At 37.7% G+C, this 23,746-nt stretch carries 21 protein-coding genes, 1 pseudogene and 2 riboswitches; of the genes and pseudogenes, 12 read left to right on the top strand and 10 right to left on the bottom strand.

All coding sequences use genetic code 11. The features are described 5' to 3' along the window. Positions 1-88: 88 nt before the first annotated feature. The 4 genes from FAY30_RS24300 to istA all read right to left on the bottom strand — a co-directional run bounded on the left by FAY30_RS24300 (position 89) and on the right by istA (position 3,949). The gene (locus tag FAY30_RS24300; RefSeq protein WP_149872254.1) at positions 89-1,015 is read right to left on the bottom strand and encodes a polyisoprenyl-teichoic acid--peptidoglycan teichoic acid transferase TagU; all 927 of its coding nucleotides are present in this window, start codon (positions 1,013-1,015) and stop codon (positions 89-91) included. Positions 1,016-1,136: 121 nt separating this feature from the next. Continuing rightward, complete coding sequence (locus tag FAY30_RS27365) at positions 1,137-1,313, bottom strand: hypothetical protein (protein ID WP_190284762.1); 177 nt, start codon at positions 1,311-1,313, stop codon at positions 1,137-1,139. A 339-nt stretch (positions 1,314-1,652) separates the two neighbouring features. Next, a complete protein-coding gene (gene istB / locus FAY30_RS24290) occupies positions 1,653-2,402 on the bottom strand; it encodes an IS21-like element helper ATPase IstB (protein WP_190284761.1) in 750 nt (249 codons plus the stop codon). Continuing rightward, entirely contained in the window at positions 2,399-3,949 is a 1,551-nt protein-coding gene (gene istA, locus FAY30_RS24285; protein ID WP_149872252.1) for an IS21 family transposase, read from the bottom strand. The genes istB and istA overlap by 4 nt, the downstream gene beginning before the upstream one ends. Before the next feature lie 477 nt (positions 3,950-4,426). Here istA and FAY30_RS24280 point away from each other — a divergent pair, with 477 nt between their 5' ends. The 3 genes from FAY30_RS24280 (at position 4,427) to FAY30_RS24275 (ending at position 6,776) form a co-directional block, all read left to right on the top strand. Further along, positions 4,427-5,569 (top strand): ElyC/SanA/YdcF family protein, encoded by a 1,143-nt coding sequence (locus tag FAY30_RS24280; RefSeq protein ID WP_149872251.1) that lies wholly within the window; start codon positions 4,427-4,429, stop codon positions 5,567-5,569. Positions 5,570-5,769: 200 nt separating this feature from the next. After that, the gene (locus FAY30_RS27360; RefSeq protein ID WP_190284760.1) at positions 5,770-5,913 is read left to right on the top strand and encodes a hypothetical protein; all 144 of its coding nucleotides are present in this window, start codon (positions 5,770-5,772) and stop codon (positions 5,911-5,913) included. Positions 5,914-6,276: 363 nt separating this feature from the next. After that, positions 6,277-6,360: riboswitch (cyclic di-GMP riboswitch) on the bottom strand. Positions 6,361-6,563: 203 nt separating this feature from the next. Beyond that, entirely contained in the window at positions 6,564-6,776 is a 213-nt protein-coding gene (locus tag FAY30_RS24275) for a hypothetical protein (RefSeq protein WP_149872250.1), read from the top strand. A gap of 54 nt (positions 6,777-6,830) precedes the next feature. On the opposite strand, the gene FAY30_RS24270 is transcribed toward FAY30_RS24275, so the two are convergent. Then, entirely contained in the window at positions 6,831-7,589 is a 759-nt protein-coding gene (locus FAY30_RS24270) for a hypothetical protein (protein WP_149872249.1), read from the bottom strand. Between the two features lie 449 nt (positions 7,590-8,038). On the opposite strand from FAY30_RS24270, the gene FAY30_RS24265 reads away from it, so the two are divergent. Further along, entirely contained in the window at positions 8,039-8,386 is a 348-nt protein-coding gene (locus FAY30_RS24265; RefSeq protein WP_149872248.1) for a hypothetical protein, read from the top strand. A 296-nt stretch (positions 8,387-8,682) separates the two neighbouring features. Here the strand turns inward: FAY30_RS24265 and FAY30_RS24260 are convergent, their stop codons facing one another. Next, complete coding sequence (locus FAY30_RS24260; protein WP_149872247.1) at positions 8,683-9,063, bottom strand: hypothetical protein; 381 nt, start codon at positions 9,061-9,063, stop codon at positions 8,683-8,685. Between the two features lie 272 nt (positions 9,064-9,335). Next, complete coding sequence (locus tag FAY30_RS24255; RefSeq protein ID WP_149872855.1) at positions 9,336-9,446, bottom strand: YjcZ family sporulation protein; 111 nt, start codon at positions 9,444-9,446, stop codon at positions 9,336-9,338. Between the two features lie 762 nt (positions 9,447-10,208). Between FAY30_RS24255 and FAY30_RS28135 the strand changes: the two are divergent. The 3 genes and pseudogenes from FAY30_RS28135 to FAY30_RS24245 all read left to right on the top strand — a co-directional run. Continuing rightward, a pseudogene (locus FAY30_RS28135) lies at positions 10,209-10,640 on the top strand (MCP four helix bundle domain-containing protein); the annotation flags it as partial. Positions 10,641-10,835: 195 nt separating this feature from the next. Then, positions 10,836-12,368 carry a methyl-accepting chemotaxis protein gene (locus tag FAY30_RS24250; RefSeq protein ID WP_411675510.1) on the top strand — a complete coding sequence of 511 codons (1,533 nt, stop codon included), beginning with the start codon at positions 10,836-10,838 and terminating at the stop codon, positions 12,366-12,368. 212 nt (positions 12,369-12,580) lie between these two features. Continuing rightward, positions 12,581-12,680: riboswitch (cyclic di-GMP riboswitch) on the top strand. Between the two features lie 158 nt (positions 12,681-12,838). Continuing rightward, on the top strand, positions 12,839-14,548 hold the full coding sequence (locus tag FAY30_RS24245) for a putative bifunctional diguanylate cyclase/phosphodiesterase (protein WP_149872245.1): 1,710 nt from the start codon (positions 12,839-12,841) through the stop codon (positions 14,546-14,548). Positions 14,549-15,280: 732 nt separating this feature from the next. On the opposite strand, the gene FAY30_RS24240 is transcribed toward FAY30_RS24245, so the two are convergent. Next, positions 15,281-15,784 carry a competence protein ComK gene (locus FAY30_RS24240; RefSeq protein ID WP_149872244.1) on the bottom strand — a complete coding sequence of 168 codons (504 nt, stop codon included), beginning with the start codon at positions 15,782-15,784 and terminating at the stop codon, positions 15,281-15,283. Between the two features lie 736 nt (positions 15,785-16,520). Here FAY30_RS24240 and FAY30_RS24235 point away from each other — a divergent pair. Next, positions 16,521-17,474 carry a GNAT family N-acetyltransferase gene (locus FAY30_RS24235; protein ID WP_223820842.1) on the top strand — a complete coding sequence of 318 codons (954 nt, stop codon included), beginning with the start codon at positions 16,521-16,523 and terminating at the stop codon, positions 17,472-17,474. Between the two features lie 166 nt (positions 17,475-17,640). Next, positions 17,641-18,417, top strand: coding sequence for a DUF2935 domain-containing protein (locus FAY30_RS24230; protein ID WP_149872243.1), 777 nt, complete (start codon positions 17,641-17,643; stop codon positions 18,415-18,417). Here FAY30_RS24230 and FAY30_RS24225 read toward each other — a convergent pair. Together FAY30_RS24225 and FAY30_RS24220 are read right to left on the bottom strand one after the other, a co-directional pair. Next, positions 18,394-18,750 (bottom strand): hypothetical protein, encoded by a 357-nt coding sequence (locus FAY30_RS24225; protein ID WP_149872242.1) that lies wholly within the window; start codon positions 18,748-18,750, stop codon positions 18,394-18,396. The two genes, FAY30_RS24230 and FAY30_RS24225, sit on opposite strands and share 24 nt — an antisense overlap. A 22-nt stretch (positions 18,751-18,772) precedes the next feature. Next, complete coding sequence (locus tag FAY30_RS24220; protein WP_149872854.1) at positions 18,773-19,720, bottom strand: polysaccharide deacetylase family protein; 948 nt, start codon at positions 19,718-19,720, stop codon at positions 18,773-18,775. A gap of 373 nt (positions 19,721-20,093) precedes the next feature. Here FAY30_RS24220 and FAY30_RS24215 point away from each other — a divergent pair, with 373 nt between their 5' ends. The 3 genes from FAY30_RS24215 to FAY30_RS24205 all read left to right on the top strand — a co-directional run bounded on the left by FAY30_RS24215 (position 20,094) and on the right by FAY30_RS24205 (position 23,697). Further along, on the top strand, positions 20,094-20,546 hold the full coding sequence (locus FAY30_RS24215) for an RNA polymerase sigma factor (protein ID WP_149872241.1): 453 nt from the start codon (positions 20,094-20,096) through the stop codon (positions 20,544-20,546). Between the two features lie 626 nt (positions 20,547-21,172). Beyond that, positions 21,173-22,216 (top strand): Gfo/Idh/MocA family protein, encoded by a 1,044-nt coding sequence (locus FAY30_RS24210; protein WP_223820840.1) that lies wholly within the window; start codon positions 21,173-21,175, stop codon positions 22,214-22,216. 422 nt (positions 22,217-22,638) lie between these two features. Continuing rightward, entirely contained in the window at positions 22,639-23,697 is a 1,059-nt protein-coding gene (locus FAY30_RS24205; protein ID WP_190284759.1) for a cupin domain-containing protein, read from the top strand. Positions 23,698-23,746: the final 49 nt, after the last annotated feature.

Raw genomic sequence — 23,746 nt, 5'->3', positions numbered from 1 at the left:
CTCAGATAAGAAGGTATTATACCTTTTTTTATATTATGAGTTAATTTTTTGAGTACTCATATTTATGTTACTTAAATTTTTAGTATTTTTAATTCAATTCTAATTGAGTCTTCAATTCGCTTTGAACTCGTTGTTTTTCTTCTTCTGAAACCAGCCCGTAATATATTTTATCAATTTTTGTTCCCTGTTCTTTTATCTCCATTTGCTGAATGTTTTTACCAGCCTCTTTGTAATTTTTCTGAATGTCCATAAGTTGATCAAATGCTAGGTTGGTCTTTACATTTTTGCCAAGGGCAGCAAAAATATCAGAGAAATTAGTCAAGCTTGATACACTTGCACCCTCCTGAATGACCCCTTGAATAATTTGGCGTTGTCTTGTTTGACGGCCAAAATCACCTCTAGGATCTTCGTATCTCATTCTAGTATAGGCTAAGGCCTTTTCACCATTAAGATTTAACTGTCCTTTAGTAAAATGGATTCCATCTTGAGTAAAATCTAGATCATTCTGGACTGTAATTCCACCAACAGCATCAACAATATCTTTAAACCCTTCCATGTTTACTTTCATGTAGTAATCGATGGGAATATCAAGGAAGTTTTCAACGGTATCCATTGCCATTGGAATACCCCCAAAAGCATAGGCGTGATTAATTTTATCTTCTTTCCCTTTTCCTACTATTTCAGTTCTTGTATCCCGTGGAATGCTGAGCATTTTGACTGAGTTATTGTTTGGATTGACAGTTAACACAATTATCGTGTCAGAGCGCCCCTTATCCCCTTGACGTTCGTCTACGCCAAGCATGAGTACAGAAAACGGGTCTTTTTCCTTAAAGGCAACTGGAGTCTCACGTTTTTCAGATTGCTTTCGGTCAATTGGCTGGTGCATCGTATCGACAGCAGTTTTAAGAGATTTATAAACTGTGAAGGCATATGCGCCTCCTCCAATAACTAATACAAGAAGAATAATACCAGTAACCTTCAACCACTTTCTACTTTTCTTTTTTTGTGTCCTCATCTGTTTAAATCCTCCAATAGTTTCATAAATACTTCCATAGTAAATAGATTACCAAAAATGTAGAAAAATATATATAGAACAAAGTTGTAAATGGTCAGTTATTATCGAAATTTTGTTGTAACTATTTCCAATTACTATCGAATCCTGTTACAGCCGACTTATGTTGAAGGTTGATAGGATCAGTAGAACCCGCCTCAAAATAGGCACTTTTACCCTTTAAAACACCTTCATTGATGTTATAATATTCTGTAAATAGGGTGATATGATTACAGCCAAGAGATTTTACCACCCTTGCCATCTTTTTTACCACCTTTCGCCAAGGAATTTACCAGGCTACGCCAACACATTTACCATTGGATAAAAATGCCCTACAGATTAACAACTAGGAATCTTGTAGGGCTTTTATTGTTGATTAATTACTTAGAGTAGTTACTGAAATGATTGAAGATTATCTTTCTAGATCCCTCATAAATATCTTGCTCAGTCCAGGTATATGGAATAGGTTCCTCCCCATATACCTCTAGAAGCTTTTCATTTAGTTCCTTTGGGAAAGGAATCCAGCTTTTGAAACTTGCCCAATAATAGTATTCTTCAATTTTCTGAATCTCTTTTATAGTCAATGTGGTCATATATATGGTTACCTGCCTAATCCATGACGCTCACGCATTGAAACTTCACCGTCTAGTAGAATTTGATAAGAGTCATGAATAATGCGATCTAAAATTGCTTCCGCAATCGTTTCGTTTCCAAGCTTTAAATGCCATCCACTAGGATCAATCTGTGAACAGAAAATTGTGGAACCAACCTTATGACGAGCTTCTGTAATTTCCAAAAGGATTGCAGCTTCATCCGTTGTTAAATCTGTTAAAAGCCATTCATCTAGGATAAGTAGGTCTACTTTCGTATATTTTTTTATACTCTTTCGATAGCTGCCGTCTGCTGCCAATTTAGCGAGTGACAGCTCATCCAGTAATTCTGGTAAACGAATGTATTTGACGTTGAAAAATTGTCTACAAGCAGATACTCCGAAGGCAGAAGCTAAGAATGACTTTCCTGAACCGGTAGGTCCTTTTAATATAATATTGTGACTATCAAGGATATAAGCACAACTAGCCAACTTCAAAATCAACTCTTTATTTAATCTTCGATCCTCATGATACTCTAGGTCTTCAATACATGCATTGGAGTTGAGAAAAGTCGCAGTTTTGATTAACCGTTGAAGCTTATTACTCTTTCGGCGGGCATGTTCTAAATCGACAAGTAAACTAAATCGATCTTCAAAAGTCATTTTTTGAAACTCTTTATTCGCTGCTTGTTCCTTATAGGCTTCTGCCATCCCACTTAATTTCATTTCGATTAATTTGGTTAATGTTTGTTCATTCATCATTTATCCGTTCCCCCATAATATGAAGCTCCACGTGTAAAGCCATAATTGTTTTTGTTGATTTCTGTTTTCCTTTTCAATTCTTGTTCTGCGTCATTCTTTTTGTTGGTCTTCAATAGCGTTTGAATACTTTTGACCGTCGGTCTTTTAGTCATTGAGAGTACCATTTTACAAGCACGTTCAATTTCATATTTTGTGTAACGACGCTCAAACTTTTTCAAAGAAAATATGGATTGTAGGGCTAGCTTCTCTGTCTGTGAAGTATCTAGAAGATATCGAATTACACTTAATGTTGATTCTCCGATATTTTCTGCCCATTCAATCGCAGCTTCTGGGGTTTGATCAACGAATAATTTGTGATTATCTGGCATATGGTCGTGAATAGTGGCAGTCTGTCCAAATTTCCCATATAATCGTTTATGAGAGGCAATTCTCATATGGTTAAAAAATACTTCTATGAGGTTATCAGACACTCTAACCTCGACTTCTCGATTGATATATTCGTATGGTACCGAATAAAACATGCTATCGAAAGAAACGTGATAGTCAGGGGCTACAGTTGTCTTTTTCCATTCAGACAATTTATATGGTACTGTTGGGAGGGGAGAAAGCGCAAATTTCTCCTCTTCTTCAAATGCAGACAAACGGGAACCTTTTTTCCGAGTGAAGGGTCTTTTATTAAACTCATCTAGTTTCTTCCTAACCTCTTCGTTCAATTCATCAATCGTGAAGCAATGCATATTTCTTAATGCAGCAATAATCCAGGTAGAGATAACTCCAACTGAACCTTCTACACTAGCTTTATCTTTCGGGGTACGCACTCTCGCCGGCATGACGACAGTGTTGTAGTAGTCCGCCATCTCTTTGTAAGCAGGATTTAATATCAATTCACGGGTCGTATGCTTCGTAACGCTCGTTTTTAGGTTGTCTGGAACTACAATTTGAGTCGTGCCACCGAAATACTTATACGCATTATTGTGAAGTGTAATCCATGAATGCGAATCCATAGACAAGCTTGCTTCTGCGTATGAAAATTGGCTGCACGGTAGGGTCGCAACGAACACATAGGCTTTTACCTTCTCTCCAGTATCTCTATCAATGATGAAAGCTGTAGAACCCGCCCAATCGACTTCCATGATTTCACCTGGTTTTCTGCGAATTCGCAAAGTAGCTTTGTACTTATCTGCATATTTGCTGTAATGACGCAAAAAACTTCGATAAGAGTATGGAATCTTTTGATTCGCTCTACATTCAGCTTCATATTCATGGTGGAGAAGTGAAAGCGTCACATTGGGCTTTGCCAACTCTTCATGAATATAGTCAAAATTCAAGGGGTGTCGACCTGAAGCTTCCAATGTCTTCTCAGGAAAAAGAAATTCCTCGATCCATTTATCCGTCATTTCTTCCTCTAACGGACATACTAACCCCTTCTTTTCGGCAAGGCCGATGATCTCTGTTACTTTTTGACGAGAATGACCAGTACTTGATGCAATGCCTCTAAGGCTGATACCCTCATCATGTAATTCCAATATCTTTCGATAATGAATCATACAAAAATACCTCCTGAATAATAATGACACACCCGAAGGTGTGCTCACTAATTATACAGAAGGCATAGTGGTAAACAACTTGTCATTTACTGGTACATTTCTTGTCATTAAGTGGTAAATAGAATGTCATAGGTGGTACATTTCATTGGCCGTAATCAGTGATACGCATGTTACTGATTCGATCAGGCAGGGCGGCACGTTTGAGAAGGACAGGCCTTTTCATCGTGCTCCCCTGCCTTTTTGTTGTTGTTCTTAATTTTCATCTAATCCCACTCTCCATTTGAACAAGCTTTATGCTTTTTCAATATATTCCACCAAGACATTCACCTAGAGAATCTAAACTGAAAGGGGGCGTATCAAACCAAATCTTAACGGCTTCGTAGCTTCCGTTTGTGAAAGGAAATCATGTTCGACATTGAATTAGATCGGTCCGCTCCATATATTAATGGAAACTAAAATTTTTTGAGGAGAGATTTCATGAAAAAGATGAAAAGCAAACTGGGCTTGATCCTTGCTTTATGCGGGACCATCACATTATCATCCGCTTTAGCAGCACCTGATTTAAAAACGGCTGAGCAAACGAATCCGAATCCGGTTATTGCCCCAATTAAAACGGATGAACCCACATCCTATCGAATCAATCAGCTAGAAGATATCGCCATGTACTATTACTGGCATGGCGGCGACCTTAAACAGGCGGAAGAAGAAATTTTTAAAGGCATTACCCTAAAAGGCAAATATGATGTAGTCGAAGCAGCCTATAATGAGGCAGTCAAACTAGACCCTCATGATGTGGATCTCAAATTCTCACTCGCATCCACGCAAATCATCCAGAAAAAAATCCCGGAAGCATTAAAGACCTACCAACAGATCTTGAATTTAGACCCTGACAATTATAACGCGCAGCTGCTACACGGGGTTTATTCCAAAGTAAATGGGGATGAAAAGGCTTATAAAACGGCAATCTCCCATTTAAAACGGTTGGATGCCCACAAAACCAATGAATATCTTGAAAAATTCTCTGCCACAGAAACGATGATGAAAAGCACATTAAACACGGAAGTTCCAGGAAATTTACCGCAGAACAACCACGCCATCGTGATTCTTGGATATGCACTAGCGGATGATGGAACCATGAGAGAGCCATTAATTGAGCGCTTAAAAGCCGGTCTTGCCGCAGCAAACATCTATCCAAATTCCAAAATCATCGTTACCGGCGGTGTACCGAAACAGGGCAATACAGAAGCGAAATTAATGAAGGAATGGCTCGTTTCCAAAGGAATAGAGGCGGAACGGATTTTAACAGAGGATAAATCAACAGACACAGTTGAAAATGCCTTCTTCTCAACCGCCATCCTTGAAAACGAAGGCTTGAAGGATGTCACGCTCGTGACAAGCGCAAGCCATATGAGAAGAGCACTCACGATCTTTACAGAAGCAAGTCACTTTTACGATAAAATGAATGCAAAAAATAGCAACCGGGCATTCACAAATGTGGTTTACCTGGACTACCCAACCGTCGAAGATGCCCACAACGTTACCAAAGACGAAACACTGGTCATTTATCGCGACCTAATAAGAGCTTCGGGTGTTTGGCAATACCCGGGTAAGCAGCGCTAACCTAACAAGGCTAAACCAATTTCTTATTGGTTTAGCCTTTTATCATGGGGGTAAATACCGGTGCCTGTCACCACTCGAATTTTGTCGAAGATTGATAGGTTTTTATATTTGCGGAAAATGATAGAATAGGGTTGCAACTGAATATTGTTAGGGTGGTTGGTTGTCGCTCTTCTTTCCTTTTCGGGGAGGAGGTGATAATCATGGAAACATTTCTTGAAATGCTACGAGAAATTCTGAAAGGAGTCATGCGGGAAACCGCTGCTTTTATCTTTCGGAAAAACATTCTAGAAAACAAGAAAACCGCCCTACGCCGTCGCAAGCAAAAGGGTGGTTCTCGCAAATAACTAACTATGACAACCATCACCCTGACGGTAGAGGTTGCAAGAGAGAAGAGTTAGCAGCTCTTCTCTCTTTATTATATATCCATTATAAACAAAAATATTCCAAATTAAAAGGGATAACTCCACAATCAGTTATCTGTAGAATGCCATGACTGGGGCCAGTGAATTTCGGTTCACTGTCAATAAGATACCGGTCACCACCATTCTATATTGAGTTCGCGAGTACCGTCACTGCTACACTAAGTATGACTGTGCCAAGTATTATTGAAATATAAAGTAGGTTCTTCTTCATTTTCTTCTTTCTCAGTACCTCTTCAGGTGTGTTCCACATACTTTTTGACATCAAAAAATTCCCCTTTTTCATTTGATGGTAGCTGGCTGGCAGGTCCAATGACAGAAGCCCCTATAGCTTTGCGTCGTCACCTTTCAGTGAGTTTGCCTTTAAAAAAGTATTATATATTAAACTTAAGATGTCTGTCACGCATCGATAATTTTTTATCGAGCGCAGCGGCAAACCCCTAGCTTATGCCTTGAGTGCTTCTAAAGGCAATTTCGAATTTGTGATTCTAAAAATAAAACAACATATGCAGAAATAATAAAGCTGTTTATTTAATTCGGGTGCCTGTCACCACCCGGATTTTATGGAAGATTGAATGGAATCGTTAGATAAGGATGACCCATTTGGTTTGAATGAGGAAATAAAAATGTTGATTTTTAAATGTATCGATTGTGGTGAAGAAGACGAGGTTCCTGAATATGGAGTTGAAGAGTTTCATTTTGATTTGGAAGAAAATGAAGAAGTGGAAGTGGTCTGTCCTTTTTGTAATGGCACTATATGTCGAGCGAGGAATATCCCAAGTGAATAAGCTTCACTCGGGACGTGGATGAAGTCGCGTTAGCGATTTTGTACGATATACTCTTTATTTTACTTTTGATACCTGAACCTTGATTTTATCTTCACGAGAATTAATATGAGTAATTCGTATCTCGTATTTACTAGCTGCTTGATAGACGAATTGGTCGCCTGTCGAATAACTTCTTCTTTTATCAGAATCATAGCCCGTTGATCCAACCGTTATGTCTGCCGTGTTTAGCCCAATATAACTAACTGATACATAGACTTCATTATTCAAGTAATTAACTGTTTGATTCAATGCGATTTCGCTTTCTTGATAGGTTGGACCGGTTGAAGATGGACTTTCTAAGGAAGTGTTTTTATTGTTGCTATTTTTTATTTGAAGCTCCTCTTCCTTTTGTTGTAATTGATTTTTAGCCATATTTAATTGTTCAGTCAATGTTGCATTTTCAGAATCACTATTCTTTAATTTCACATTTACTTCATCGTTTGCCTTTTTACTAAGTTTTATTTGGTCGTTAAGGATTTCATTTTCACTTTTATACTTGAGATTTTCTTTTTTATAATAACTTACCTGATTGATTAATTCGGAATCTGATGGCGTGCTATTACTTCCAACAGGATACCCGACAGTAAAACCGAGACTCAGTACTCCAACCGTGTAACTCCAGAGCCCCAATCTACTATTTAAACTAATTATTTTCTTTTTAGGTTTTTCTTTTGAAACGGTATTTTTATCGTCTACTTTTCTAGTAGATACAGAAAATGCCTTCATCTTACCCGGGTTATTAGTGGGCAGCTTTCTTTTGAAATCATCACTCATATGTTATACACCTTTATTAAAAATTACTTGTAGTAATATTCTTCAAACAACTATGGGAATATCATACAGATGATACTATATTACCATTTCAAAGGGATTCCTAATATATTTATTTGATATAAGACTAAATTTTTGTCATCACGTTAACTCATGTAAAATCTGACCATAAAAAGAGCTAAGCACCCCCTAGCTCTTTTTATTAGATCAGAGATAATTTTTTGCTTTTTCGTTACGCAGCTTGAAATGTGATTAGGATCAATTGATGTAAATGAATAGGTTTCAACATTAAATAAGTTTCGGTACCGGGCACAGATTCAGATAGAATGATACTAACTTGTGACAATTTCTGCCGCAAATTATGAACACTTTTTAACATTCCTATAAGAATAGAGGAGAATGGGCTGACCTTTAAAGAATAAATGAAGTATTTCAATAAAGGTGGTTTTTCAATGGCTAAAATGATGGCTAAAACGATGATTCTGCAAAAAGGGGAACGGGATTATATTAATGGTGTGGTCCAAGCAATTATGGATTGTGATGTCTCAAACGAACACTGGCTATTGGATTATGACGGGGTGTTAGAGTACACAGCCTGTAAAGCGATCGATGCTGCATTAGAGGCTCAAATTAATAGTGGTAAAATCAAAGCAAGATGTTATTTCGGGGAATTTCTGATTAGAAATTTCCACTATAAGGCCGGTGGTACCGATGATCTGTCAAGACAGTGGGCAAAGAAAGCGGTAAAAGCTGTAATTTTACATGGTAAAAAAACAGCATTAGCGACCTATGGGAGATAAATGGGATGAACATGGTCTAGAAGGTGACAGCAAGCGGGTTCAGGCCCTTACTCATAAAATCGCAGTTAAATGTTGATATTTTGCCAGTCTTTTAAAATGCCATTGGCTAATTATTTAAAGAGTGGGTTAAACATTCTTGAGGTTGTCATTTAATAATACTAAGGTATAAGTGCAAATAATTATTCTGGATCCAATCCCAGCTAAATAAAAAAGCGAAGTCCGCTAACACTTCGCCATGCAACTGCCCCCACCCATCTGCTTATCCCGGCAGTGGGTGGTTTTCTCGTTTTCTAGAATCATTTGGTTTTAAACTCTTTAATAAGTTGATTAAAGAAAAGGGGGATTTTCTTAAATAATGGTTTATATTGATTAGAAGTTTCGATAAACATATCGATCGTTTCCATAAGCAATTCAAAATCCAAATTATTAGGGGGATTCTCTACTTGATTTTGATTACTTAGAGTACCGTCCTGTTCTGTTCTCCTAGGTCCAAAAAGCCAATGATCGATCCGATTCGATCTGTTATGGGAAAATGATAAGTGTTCACTTTGTTCTTCTGAATTATTTTCGTCTTCTTTGTAAGTTTCTCTATGGTGTCTGTTCCCAAACAGAAATCTTGAAAAAGGATCCATTTCACCATGTAGACCTTGTTTTCCTTTATGGTCGTTCTCCTCCACCAATTTCCCCTTCCTCTCATAAGATAAATGATGATGGGTTTTAGAAAGTCCTTTCTAACTATGTATACGTTCAAAAACAAGGAGGGTTTGGACAAAAATCATACTGTTAAATAAAATTAATGGTTTGCCTAAAGCCGCCGGAAAGTAACGACTGTAATAATCGAACCTTAGATATATTTCATGGCTCAGACGTAGACTTCATGCTCCTGTCATCTCGGAACCCAATAAACAAAGGGACAGCATAACTAGCCTGTCCCTTTATTCATAGCAAATCAGTAGCCGCCCATAAAAGAAGCTCCTACAATGATAAGGAGAATGAACAATACAACGATTAAAACAAAGCTGCTGCCGCCGCCATAACCTCCGCCATATCCATAGCCCATATTTTCCACCACCTTTTTTGATTTTTCGAGGAAAATCCCTCTATACATATATATTTCGGCAGACAAAAGTCGATTGGACAAACATCATATAGCAGAAAAATAAAGGCCTTTACAATACCTATTCATAATAAAAATTGTCTGCACTACATACAAGCGCCCCTGCGTCTCCGCTTATTGAAGTGGACCAAGGGGACAGATCCGCTGGAATTTTTTTGCACGAAAAATAAGAAATACCATAAAAAGCTACCCTGCGGTTTGATGGCGGTTCATCAGCAATAAAACATATTTGTTGCGTCGTCAAAAAAGCACGGAAAGATTCTTCACTTTACCTCCCTAAAATAAAGCCTCATAATAGTCGTTAAGAACTATAGACAAAAATCGACAATTTGTGAATATTTACCCTGTTTGTAAGAATAATCACATTAATAATCATTCAATAGTGCTAACCTTAACTTTAATGATTGAATATTTGATTAAAATTATGTATGAGATACATTATATTTTAACATCATCACAATAGTCTAGAAGACAGCATCTAATGGGTTTTTAGTACCCCTTAATTCGTGCCTTCTGAGAGAAACCAGGGGCTTTTTGTTTTGTCTACATTCTTACAAATTCCACATAAAGGTAAGGGGGGAATCTAAAAAAGCCAAAATCTAAAACGCAGCTCTTTAGGATGGAAGCATTACGAGAAAAATTTGAGATTAGTAGATTATTAAAGAATTTAATTTGAAATAGCAAAACTTAAAAGGAGAAAAAATAATGTTAAAAAAAGTATCGATGAATATGAAATTATGGGGAAGTTTTATTCTCATCATCTTAATGTTTGTACTATTATCATTTTTATCTCTAAGAAATATAAATATTTTAGAGGAGGATATTAACTTTATAGGTAAAACACAACTCTCAAAGGCTGAATTGATAGGAGAAATGAATGAAGAGTTAAACCGCGTGCGTTTACTAACTGTTAGGCAGGCATTTGATCCTTATCTCGAAGAAAGTGATAAAGCACAGTTGGTGAAATTGACTAACGAAAGCACTGAACAGATCAAAAAGGATATTAAGGAAGTAAAAAAGTTATGGCTCCCAGATGAAAGTAAAAAATTAGTTGATGAATTTGAAAAAAACTTTGAAAAGTACGTTTCCATTCTTCCCTCCTTTTATGAAGAAGTACAAAGTAATAATACCGATGGTATCAAGAAAAAGACGGGTGAGTTGGTCTCTTATGGAAACCAAGCATCTATATACCTAGACAATTTTACCGAAAAAACTCACAAATATAATGACGCATCTCTAAAGGATGCTGAGAGTAATATAAATTATTCAACCTATGAGATATTGGGTATTTCGGTTATTGGAATTATTTTAAGTCTTCTGATTTCATTTTTCATGACGACACTTATTCGTAAAACTGTTTTGGCAGTTGAAGTAAATATCGGTAGGACCGCTACTTCCGTTAATGAGATTAAAAGAACCATTAACCATACTGCTAAAAGTTCAGAAGAATTAGATGCAGCAATGGGTCAAGCAAAACAATCAGTGATTGAGTTAGTTGCCTCCATTCAACAGGTGGCCGGGAACACCAATGAGACTGCCTCCAGTGTAGAAGAAATTTCAGCGGCTATCGAACAAATGAGTGTTTCCATCCATATTGTCGCCGATAATGCAACCCATTTAGCTGCCGCTGCTGAACAATCTTCTGCAGCAATTGAGGAAATGATGGCATCTATCAATCATGTAGCCGGTAATACGGGGTCTGTAAGCACAAGTGTAGAAGAGATTTCAGCAGCGATTGAAGAAATGGGCGGTTCCATAAAAGGGGTTAATGAAACAGCAATCAGATTAACGGCTACAGCAAAAAATTCTGCTGATTCGGTTGCGGAATTGGTTGCTTCAATCGAGCAGGTTGCCCATAGTGTACATACCGTTAATCAATTAAGTTATTCTGTTAAAAAAGATGCAGAAACAGGCACAAGTTCTATCAATGAAACAGTAAATGGAATGAAAGAAATATCACAGGTGATTAATCAAGCGAGTGATGTAATGGAGAACCTAGGAAAAAGTTCAGAGGAGATAGGCAGCATTATCAAGGTTATAGATGATATTGCTGAGCAAACCAATCTGTTAGCGCTAAATGCCGCAATTGAGGCTGCCCGTGCAGGTGAATATGGCAAGGGATTTGCGGTGGTGGCGAATGAAGTTCGTAAACTAGCTGAACGTTCTGCCTCTGCAACAAAAGAAATAACAAGCCTGATCATAGGAATACAAACTGAATCAAGAGCGGCAGTTGCCTCAATAAAGGAAGGGGCCAATAAGGTAGAGATTGGAAATGAATTGGCGAATAAAACAAACCAAGCTGTCAAAAAAATAGTTGGAGGAATTGTACAAATATCAAAAGAAATGGAGCAAATTGCAGAAGCAACAGCAGAACAAAGAAGGCAAAGTGAGCTCATTTCCAAAGCGGTTGATGATGTGGCAATCCAGACAAAAGATATGACTCATTCTACTAAGGAACAGAGGATTACGGCTGAAGAGATTGTGAATACTGTTGTTCACATCAATAGCGAGATCCAGCAAATTGCGAGTGCTGTCTCGGAACAAGCAAAGGGCAGCCGTGAAATTGTCTCTGCTGTTGAAGAAATTACCAATCAATCTAGCTCTGTAACCAATGCGGCAAAGGAACAATCTCTTACTTCTAATGAAATTGTTCAAAATATTAACCATATAAAAGAAAGAGTAGAAGAAATAAGCACGGCCACTGCGGAACAGGCAAAGTATGGTCAAGAAGTAAATACAGTGGTTGAAAATGTGGATATTCAAACGAAGGAGTTAAATGAAAGTATTGAAATTCAAAGGAAAGAAGCAGAAAAGGTTGCACTTTCTATGACTGAAGTAAATATAGAAGTAAAGAAACTGAAATAGTCCTGATATCGAAAAAATATCTTATTTCTTATTTTCAGAATCCTTCTTAGAGGTTTTTCCCGTCCTCTAATTAATTTGGAACATCATTAGAAATAAGATCATCGCATGTCTTGTTTTGATTTGGGAAATATATAGAAAATCGGAATTTTATTGTATTTTTGGTGAAAATATCATACAATTCTTTATTGATGATAAAAAAGTTTGGTATGTTTTACAGATAAAGGCAAACTTTTTGAAGAAATAGGATACAAAGATTTGGGTCTAAAGTTTCAGGCGGAGTTGCTCTATTACTATAATCGCCTGGTTTCCACTTTCTGATTTTTTATATAAAAAATCTAATGGCCATTCTGTCCCCAGAATGGTTTTTTGTATAGTTTTCGAAAAGGCAATTTTACTTATTTCGTTAATGAAGATGTAATAGGGTTAAGTGGATTGATAAAATAAGGTTTCATAAGGGAGAAGAGCACAAAGTGTCCGATGTATTATCAGGTCGAATTTTCAACATTTCTTTAAAAAAACAAGTGTTGGTTATATTGTTTTATTTTTTTCCTGCCTTTCTAGACTTTTGGGACCCGGGGGATCAGTATTTTCATAATATTCTTTGGCTATTTTACCTTATTCCAACATTAATTTTTGTTTTAGAAAAGGGAACAATCCATGGAGTAATTACTACCGGAGTAGGGTCTATTATCATTCTACTAGTGGAATCAATCCAGCCAAGTGGTATCGTAAAACATGAAATGATCATGATTACAGAGCTATTGTTTGTTAATATTTTTATTACCTTTGCGGTCGGGGTACTTGTTCGAAAGAATAGTGAAATTATCCATCAACTTAAGGAGAAAAAAATTGAATTGGAATATTTATCCTACCACGATATGTTAACTGGACTTTTCAATATGAATTACTTAAATAATCATTTAACAAGAGAATTCCATGAGTCCAAAGTCTATGGAATACCGACCTGTATGATGTTTTTTAATTTAGATCGTTTTAAATTAATTAATGACTCCTATGGACATCAGATCGGTGATCAATTGCTAAAAATGGTTTCTAAGAGATTGATCAATACAGTACAGCACATGGGGACAGTGGTTCGTGCTGGTGGAGATGATTTTATTCTTTTCTTGCCAAACACTAATATAAGTCGAGCTGAGGATTTTTCCAAATGGTTATTAGATGAATTCTCGAAATCCTTTTATCTAGAAAAGCAGGAAATTAGAATAGCTGCCAGCATTGGTATTGCTCATGTACTGAAGGATGATTCTTTAGAAGATACAATCCAAAAGGCAAGTTCTGCCTTGCACTTTGCTAAAGAATACGGTGGAGGCCAATATCAACTATATTCTTCAGAATTTATGGAAATTGCAAATAGAAGGCTTCTTCTCGAACAAAGATTAAAAAGGGCATTACAAGAAAAGGAACTTGAAATATACTATCAACCCAAACTTAATATTAATGCAAATCAAATAACGGGTATGGAGGCCCTCACAAGATGGAATGATTCTGTTTTAGGACCGATATCTCCCGTTGAGTTTATCCCAATCGCAGAACAAACAGGGCTCATTACTTCAATTGGAAAATGGGTTTTGAAAGAGGCATGTAGACAAACTGTTGAATGGAATGAAATCGGCTATACTCCCATACATGTCTGTGTTAATATATCAGGCAAACAATTTTTGCAAGATGATTTTGTCAATATGATTGAACAAATATTAAATGAGAGCAGCCTGTCACCTGAATTTCTAAATCTAGAAGTGACGGAAACCATTGCACTAAACAATATACACGAAACCATTCGCAAATTAGAGCAATTAAGACGGATAGGGGTTACTATTTCTTTGGATGATTTTGGAACGGGGTATTCATCATTAAGTTATGTTAAATCTTTACCTATAGATTTTCTTAAAATTGATAGGTCCTTTATTAATGGAATTCTAATAAACAAACAAGATACAGCTATAATTGATACAATCATTTCCTTAGCACACTCACTGGGCTTTAAAGTGGTGGCAGAAGGCGTAGAGGCTGAGTCGCAACTTCGAGGGTTAGAGCAGATGGGTTGTGATGAAATTCAAGGGTATTACATTGCTAAGCCAATGGATCCTGTGACATTTAAAAATTTTATAGATAAAATGTGGCGAAAAACTACTGATGGTCATGAGCTTTTAGTTAATTAAAAATAAGAGTTTTCAAAAGGGGTAGGAAAGTGAAAATAACCATGAGAATCGTCCAAGGGAACTGAAAAAATCCCCCGAATTGTTAGAAAGAGATAACACTTAGTGATCAAAATGATTAAACTGGCAAGGATCATTCTGATTTTGACTGGGGAGACAAAAGGAGAGAACTTCAATGTAGTCATGAGGCCTGTGGGGTCAGCGTAAAATAATCTGCAAATTCCCCCGGCACTTCTCGACAAGTTACTTATATGAATTGGTGGGGAAATTCATATTTACCAATACATTGCTGCTGTTTCAATCAAATGTTTGCCTAATAAAGGATATACGGAATTTGGTCGAAAAGATGTCGATTCGTGATAATGGGGGGGAATCTACTCCGCCCCTTTTTTTTGGACCTTTTAGCAACTTTTTAATCGATTGGATAAGAGGAAGGCGTATATATCAAGGAGTGTAGCGGTTTTAAATAAACGTTTGTTTGATGTAGAAAATTAAAGAGAATGGTCGAAGAGTGTCTGATGGTGGAAGGGATAAAGGTCGTTTTCCCCCTTTATTCTTTCTCGAGCCCCGGCACTTGATTCGAGGCGGAAGTAAGGTGTATAGAGCATAACTAATGGAGAGATCGGGAGATTGGTAGAATGAAATGAAGAAGGACGAGGTGGCAGTCATCTCGTCCTGGTTATTTATCATGCAATTTAGTAGAAAAGAAATGAAATCTTGTCGGCTGCATGTTGATTATGCCCCTTTTTTAGGACCCTTCGATTTGGAAAAAGGGTCGTCTCCTTGCCCTGACATGATGTTTCTAAATTGGTCTGCGGTTTGCAGTTTATGGTTAAAGGAATAAAGCTTAGAAGGAACCGTAATAATCAAACCATTCTTAAACTCTACCCTGGCTTTTCGATTAAAAGTGTTTGTTCTTAAAATATTACACGGATTAAACCACATAGTGTCAGCGTGTTTAGCAGATTTATTAGGAAATACAACAATCTTATGTATGGGATTAACCATTACAGGGCACATTTGTTTGTCGCCAAGGAGTAACTTTGATGTTTCCATTGCACCTTTCAAATTGAAACCAATACATCTGATACTATCATCTAGGATTTCTAAGGGGGATCGATCAACAATAAATATTCTATTACGCTCAGTTACAATTGTACACAGCTTTGCATTCCGATCATATTGACCAACCATAAAATTAAAATCCGGAGTAATTATATACTTATTTTCCAAAAACATTGCTTCACTTCCCTTAATTGGTTATTTCGTCATAGCAAATATTTCACCTAAAACCATTTGTCTTGCTGTCCGTTCTAGTATTCGGCACACCTTTTTAATCTACTTACATGGCATCCCGCCTCCTTTGATAGGAATTGAAATTTTAAAAGAAATAAGCAGCTATCAAGCGATAAACAGCTCTTTCAATTAAGGTGGTACCAATCTATTTTGAATAAACAAGATGACGTAAGGACGGTGTATTTATACATGGTGTGTACTCTTAGGGATTTCTGCATTGAATTTTTCAACAATGGAAGTTGGTTAATACTATGAGTGAATGGTAAATATTTTAAAATATGTAATTAAAACCCTATATGGCTATAATATAATAAATAGGACTTAAATACTAATAGGAAAAGCAAAAAAAATGTCGTAATTTGTGCTGATTCTGTGACAAATCTATGACACTTTTTGGTGCCAAGGGGACGGTTTTGGTGGCTCTTTTGGACAGGAAAAGTGAATGAAAAGACCATGGCAACCGTCCCTGTGGAACTTCCTTGAACTATGTAATTGACCCCCAATCTACACAAAAATGCAAAAATTGCCTTCGAAAATTCACTTTTGAACGCGAAAATGATGGTTATCGTATAAAAATAGCCCTCAAAAGTGAAACTGACGAGTTCGATTCTTTCCCTCAAACCCGCTATCTTAAAGGTGCCGGAAACGGAAACTAGCGGTGGTGAAAGGCGGTTACAATATGATGAATTTGAAATCAGGTAACATTGAGGGCTTTGAACAGTTTTCGCAATTTGAGAGTTTACAAGAGTTTAATCAACATATGGAATGGTGGCTGCTGGAGCATAAGAATGATTTTTCAAAAGGGGAGCTGGTCGGCTTAAAGCGGCTGGTTCGTTTTGCTGCGAAAATTCCTGGCGTGTGCAATGCGAAGATTGGCACGATGTTAAAAGCGATCCATCAAGAGTACAGGAATAATGGCATTTCCCGTTCGACATTTAAACGGATGATTCTGAAGGCGAAGGATGTAGGGATTTTCACGGTCTATGAAACGGAACGCACAAACGGCTCCCAGTCGAGTAATCTCTATGTGTTCAATCGTTTTCCGGTCAGTGAACCACCTAAACAACAAACGCTGAACCACCCAAAAGAAACTATTAATCTTTTAAAAACTGAAAAAGATCAAAAGATAAAAAAACGTAAAGAAGAACCGTCTACATTGGACCATACCTTTGTGAGCAACCGTGTACCAAAGCCCTTTGCAGAATTTGTTAAATGTTTCTTCGACGATGCGAAAGTAATCGAAGACTATTGGCGTATGGTTCATATTCTTGCTTTTGACTATAAACTCCATGATGAAACAGAGACCATCGTTGATCTGGCCATTGATTCCTTTCGGCAATTAATCAGAAAACTAAAGTTTACCAACGTCGTCAGAAAGCCCATTGCCTACTTTTACGGAATCTTAAAAGAGAAGTTCTATCTGTATTATGATACCTTGTGCAACGAAAGGATGGCAGCCCAGCCAAGGAAAGATGATGAAAAGATTCTTTATAAGATTGGCGGAGAATTCTATGAGTGGGACTGGCTGAATGGGGAAGACATGAAGAAGGTTAATCCGGCTCAACGGTTTACAGCGCGGATTGTAAAGGTGTCAGACCCCCGCTCAGCTGGTACCATGTCCCTGCATAATTGACGCAAAGAGCGAATACAATCTATTTGAGTAACAAAAAAGGTACATTTGTATCTTACCCATCGGACTGAATCACCGTTTTATTTTGATGATGTAAGGTTGATCCAACGGTTACGGTAGTGAACTGATTCGACTAGAAACGTAATTTCTAAGAAAAGGAGTGGGGATTATGGGGTATACAGACAACTACCAGAGAGATATCTATGGAATACTTGATTTTTGGGTACGAAATAGTTATGATCACAGCCTTTTCTTTGACAGGGAGATAAGCCATCATGAACTTGAGTTAGCCCGTACAAACCAACATTCAACCCAACGTATGGGGTCCGTTCTTAAAAAGATAGAAGCGAAAGCGCCCGATCTCGGAACATTAATTCATGAGGCGCAACAAGCTGTACACGAATATCATGGTATAGTCGCATATACTATGGATAAAGCTTTACACTGCGAGGTCATTATTTCAACGCCTACCTCACTTCTCGATCATATGGTAAGAGAAGCAGAAGAATCCCAGAGGATCTTCAAACTGTTACTAAGTGGTGGCGGGCAATATTCACCCGCGGATGCATCCATACACGAAAGTACATTTTGGTTAAGACAAATGGCGGATCATTTAATCTATATAGAGCATTACTTAGACGCCTCCAATTATGAACTCCGTGAAAAGGTGAGGGTGATGGCCCATAAGTTTGAACGGCTGCTATTACAGGCGCAGGCGTTAAAGACGATGATACGCAAACCACGCAATGAAATGCTGCCAGTTTTAACACAATTTAATCATATGATTATAAAAGAGGCAAAGGATCTAGAAGCATTTAAGTTAGAATTAGATGATCTAATCAAAAAATGTGCGGCGGTTACAACTTCCCCGCCAAATCTGTTGGAACATATTGCCAGGGAAGCCCATCACTTATGGAGGAATCTAGAGGAAGGAATTATAACTTAATATCCCTTTGGCTGGGATATGTCCCGGCCATTTAATTGTCCCATTATCGTCCTTCCAATAGTCCATAAGGTATTCGACTTGTTTTTTGCCCACTATATTTACAGCAAAATAGACGACATCTTTATATTTCATTTTTCTGATTGGATTTTCCCCAACATTATGCATGTCTCTAAAAGCCATTATATCCGGTATGGTAAAAGCGATTAAGATAATAACCTTTTTACCATTTATACCCCAAGTGCCCCTTGTGCCTAAAACTAAAGGTAAGGGGCTTTTCTTGCCTTGTAGATAATTGTAAACCCACTCTTGTTCACTTACGTTTTTTTTACTCATATAGATGCCTTCTATTTAAAAGTTAATTAACGCGCCTCTCACTCATAAGTTCGCTGACGGTGCCGAGTTTATACCCTTTTGCTTTAATATCCGTTATCATGGCTCCTATCCCTTCAGCCGTGGGCTTCGTAGGATGCATTAGAACCATCGATCCATTTTCTACCTTTGACACAACCCTTCTAACCATTTCTAAAGTGGCAGGTTTTCTCCAATCTACCGTATCAACTGTCCACATAATGGTCTTCATGTTAAGTTCATGGGCTACATTCACTGTTATCTGATTAAAACTTCCACTTGGCGGTGTGAACCACACCGGTTTCATACCTACTGTTTCCTCAATGACATCATTCGTTTTTTGAATCTCTTCCAACGTCTCCATCCTAGAGCGCTGTTTGAGATCAGGATGGCTATATGCATGATTGCCAATTTCATGACCTTCTTTACTGATCATCTTAGCCAGATCAGGGTTCTTTTTAACCCAGCTGCCATCAAAGAAAAATGTCGCCTTGACCTGATAATCGTTCAGGGTTTTAAGAATGGACGGGATGTATTCGTTACCCCAGGCAACATTGATTAGCAGGGTAACCATTGGTTTTTGCGGGTTACCTCTGTAAATCGGTTCGGAACCTAAATCTTCCAAATGGATTTTGGGCGGTATTTCCTTATAAACGATCTTGTTTGTGTCAAAGGTACCTTCTGCTTTCATTTTTTTATAACTAGCCTTACTGTTTACACGCAATCCATTGTACCCAGGTATCGCCTTCCAGACCCTGTCAACTTTTGCATCAATCGGCTTAATTTCATGCTCTTCATTGTAGGCTTGAATCTTTTGATAAAGACTATCCTTATGTAATTCCGCGGAAGTTTGGATTATGCTATTCCTAGTGGAATCTTGGAACATAGCTTTACTTGGAATAGTAAACCCGCCCAAAGATATCATGAACACGCTCGAACACAGTATGGGCTGCATTATATACTTTCCCAAAACCCATCTTCCGGTACGTCGTTTCACTAAAAATCTTTTTTGCATTTGATATCCCCCATCTTATGGTTTGTATTAAGTTTCCCATTTGCCCAGGGGCTATACCGGCATTAAATCTTCAGATGAATATTTGATACACAAGCGATTTACATATTGCCGCAATTCCCTTTCTTGGAGGATCTTTGATTGTTTGATTTTAAAAGTTCTAGATTCCCTTTATTTTACTTTCGATAAATATGTTTAGTAGTAAAGCACCACTGAATGTTTAATGATAAATTTTAATGAAAAAATTTAAAAACACAACTTTTGATTTGTTATTACGTCTAAGTATTGAACATTAAGAAAAGGAGGGGGGATTTTGTTGTCAGAGTACAGAAAAGAAGAAATTACAGATTGGTATGACCAACATAGTAAATCGATTTTAACCTTTATATTATTGATGGTTAAGGACAATCAACAAGCAGAAGATTTAACCCACGATACGTTTGTTAAAGCATATTTATATTATGATTCATTTAAAAATCACTCAAGTGAAAAAACATGGTTATTTAGTATTGCTCATAATCTAACGGTGGATTTTTTAAGAAAGCGTAAGCCAAGCGTAATCTTTAAAGAATTTTTTCTTTCACAAAAAGACAATAATCTATTGCCTGAAGAGATTTTTAAAATAAAAGAGGACCCATATGAACTTTATAAAGCGTTAGGTGAAATCAAAGATACATATAGAAAAGTGATAGTTTTAAGAAAGATCAAGGGTTTTTCTATAGAGGATACTGGAAAGATTTTGAGTTGGTCTGAACGAATATCGAAGTAGAACCTGTCTACTTTGATGTTTGAGAGGACTTTAGGTACGAACGTCGAAGTAGAACCCGTCTACTTGGATGTTTGAGTGAATTTTAGGTACGAACGTCGAAGTAGAGCCCGTCTACTTGGATGTTTGAGTGAATTTTAGGTACGAACATCGAAGTAGAACCCGTCTACTTGGATGTTTGAGAGGACTTTAGGTACGAACGTCGAAGTAGAACCTGTCTACGTAGTGGTTTCGCGAACTTTTTAGCCGAAACCCCGATTTAGGAGCGGTCTACGAAGGGGTTTCGTGAATTTTTAAGCCCAAACCCTGATGTAGAAAGACCCTAGGTCGCCCTTCCCTCCATATGCGACTTAATAGGAGGATAGTTTCATAGATTTCTTCATGAATGCAACCATTTGCAAATTTCTCTGGCAGTTCTCGACCATTTTCTTATAATAATTGTAGGGGAAATTCATATTTACTAAACCTTTTCTACTGTTTCAAACAAATGTTTGAGTAGTATAGCATATATCGATTTTCATCGAATGGGGTGTCGATTTGCGAAAAACGAGGTTTGAATCGATTACCCTCCTGGGTGGTCCTGACCCTAAATTTGGTTATCATGAAAAAAAGAAATGTAGGTGAATGTAATGTCTGAGCGTTGTGGGATCAATGGAGAGAAAGTTAGATTGAATATGGAAGGGATCAATGTGGCATTATTGAGCAGGTGGCATGTCCATGCGGATGATTATGCTAGACAAGTACAGGAAAATGAACATCTTACAATCCAGCTTGTGTGGGATGAGGATGTAAAGCGCGGGGAAGAGTGGGCAGAGGAACTAGGTGTACCTTTTGAACAAGATATACAGGCTGTTCTGGCCAATCCGGCGATCGATGCGGTGATTGTCAGTACCCCGACGAATCTGCATAAGGAAGTCATTCTTCAAGCTGTAAAAAATAAGAAACATGTTTTCACGGAAAAGGTGCTGGCATTCTCCGTCACTGATTGTGAGGAAATCTATAAGGCGGTTGAAGAGCAGGATGTTGAGCTTATGGTGTCCCTGCCGAGGCTGACTGACTCCACTTATTTATATGCAGAAAAAGTAGTCAAGGAAGGCTTGCTCGGTCAATTGACGTCCATTCGATGCCGTGTCGCTCATAATGGTGCGGTTGCCGCAGATGGAACAGCACAAGGCTGGCTGCCAAAGCGTTTCTTTGACAAAGAACAATGCGGCGGCGGTTCCTTGATTGATCTGGGCGCACACCCGATTTATTTAACGAATCGTCTAGCGGGGCCTGTTCATGCACTCCATGCACGATTACAACAAAGTAATCAACATGAAGTGGACGATCATGCTGTCGTGATTGTCGAGTATACTTCCGGTGCGCTAGGTGTGATTGAAACTAGTTTTTTATCTGCTGGTTGTCCTTTTCAATTAGAGCTTTATGGTACACATGGGACGCTGTTAATCGAGGAAAATCAGATTCGTATAAAAAGTAATATGCTTGGAAATGGTGAATGGGTCTATCCTGAAGAAAACGTAACCTCTTTACCGATGCCAATGGATCAGTGGGTTTCCGCCATTCAAATAGGGGTCACACCAACTATTACAAAAGTAGATGTTATGAATTTGACACGGGTAAACGAGGCGGCAGCGTTGTCTCATAAAGAAGGACGAAGAATTGAACTGTGAACTGGGGTCAGATCCCCGCTTTGCTAAAGTTTAAAGGCTCTTCGCCATTTCGTGTTGGTAAAACAACTTACTAGGCCCGGACGTTTATATTATGGGCCTGCTAATAGTAGAATAAAAACAAAAATCGGACAAGGGAATGAGTTCAATTGGGAGTGATGCATGACACCATCCAGTTACTCGTTCCTTTTTTGTGTTAAAAATGTAATCCTTTACATTTTTATTATAAATTTTTCAATAATAGAAAAAATAATCCACATAAAAACCCTTTAAAATCAACACTTAGTTGAAATTAAATCAAAATTAATAGAAAATTATCAATTTTCGTATTGTAAACCTTTACATAATTTTGTACAATGGGCTTGTAAAGAAAACAACATGAACATGTTGTTTATTAAATTGAAAATTGAAAGGGGATTATGATCTTGGCAGTTAAAGCAAATGAAAAAATATTAAAAAGAGTGATTCGTAAGGAGGACTTTGTTGCAGATAAAACAGCATTTATAGATGCACGGACACCTGGTTCTGATAAAAAAGAAAACTATTGCATTATTGGACCAGGAGTTTCTGAAAACCCAAATCGTTTTATCAACTTAGAAGAGCCTCACGGATTTAATATCGGTGCTGCGGCCATGCCGAATGGTTGTGTAAATTCCCTTCATTTACATCAAACTGCTGAGGTATTCATTGTGGCAAGAGGTACTTGGCGGTTTATTTGGGGGAATGAAGGAAAAGATGGAGAAGCGATTCTTAAAGAGGGAGACGTTATTTCTCTACCAACCCATATTTTCCGAGGATTTAAAAATATAGGATCTGATGATGGTTTTCTATTCTCCATTTTAGGTGAAGATGATCCGAAAAAGGTAACTTGGGGACCTCAAGTATTACGTGATGCAAAAGACTATGGCCTAGTTCTTCTTGAAGATGGTCAATTAATTGATACAGCAGCAGGTGAAATCATCCCTGAGAGTGTAAACGTGGTTGAACCTATGAGCGAGGAAGAACTGGTTAAAATTCGCAAAGTAACTCAGGAAGAAATGGAAGCACGTGTTTTCTGGTTCCAAAATCGCCAGCCTCATGAAAATGCATTTTTAGATTGTAAATTGGAAGGTGGAAAGAAGCTAACCTACGGCATTATTGGACCGGGAATGTCGGAAGATGAAAACCGACCAACGATTGTCACAAATCCGCACTCATTTAGTCTAGAACTAATCGAAGCAGAGCCGGGGAATGGTTTCCATGCTTTCAGTCAGACGAATACACAAGTACTAATTGTTTACAAAGGTGAATGGAAAGTTTCTTGGAATCAAGACGGAGAAGAAGGAGAAGCAATCTTATCTGAAAAGGATATCATGTCTGTTCCTAAAAACCTGGTTAGAAGTATTAAGAACGTAGGGAATGAAACAGGTTTCTTGTATATTGTTAATGGTGGTGACGAACGCGTCCAGCCTAAGTGGGCTGACTCGGAAGTCGGGAACAAATAACTAGTATATATATATATTTAGTTAGATCTGGAAAGCTGACTCTTGAGAA

The sequence above is a fragment of the Bacillus sp. S3 genome (assembly GCF_005154805.1).
Taxonomy (GTDB): domain Bacteria; phylum Bacillota; class Bacilli; order Bacillales; family Cytobacillaceae; genus Neobacillus.
This window is presented reverse-complemented; position numbering and strand designations above follow the sequence as displayed.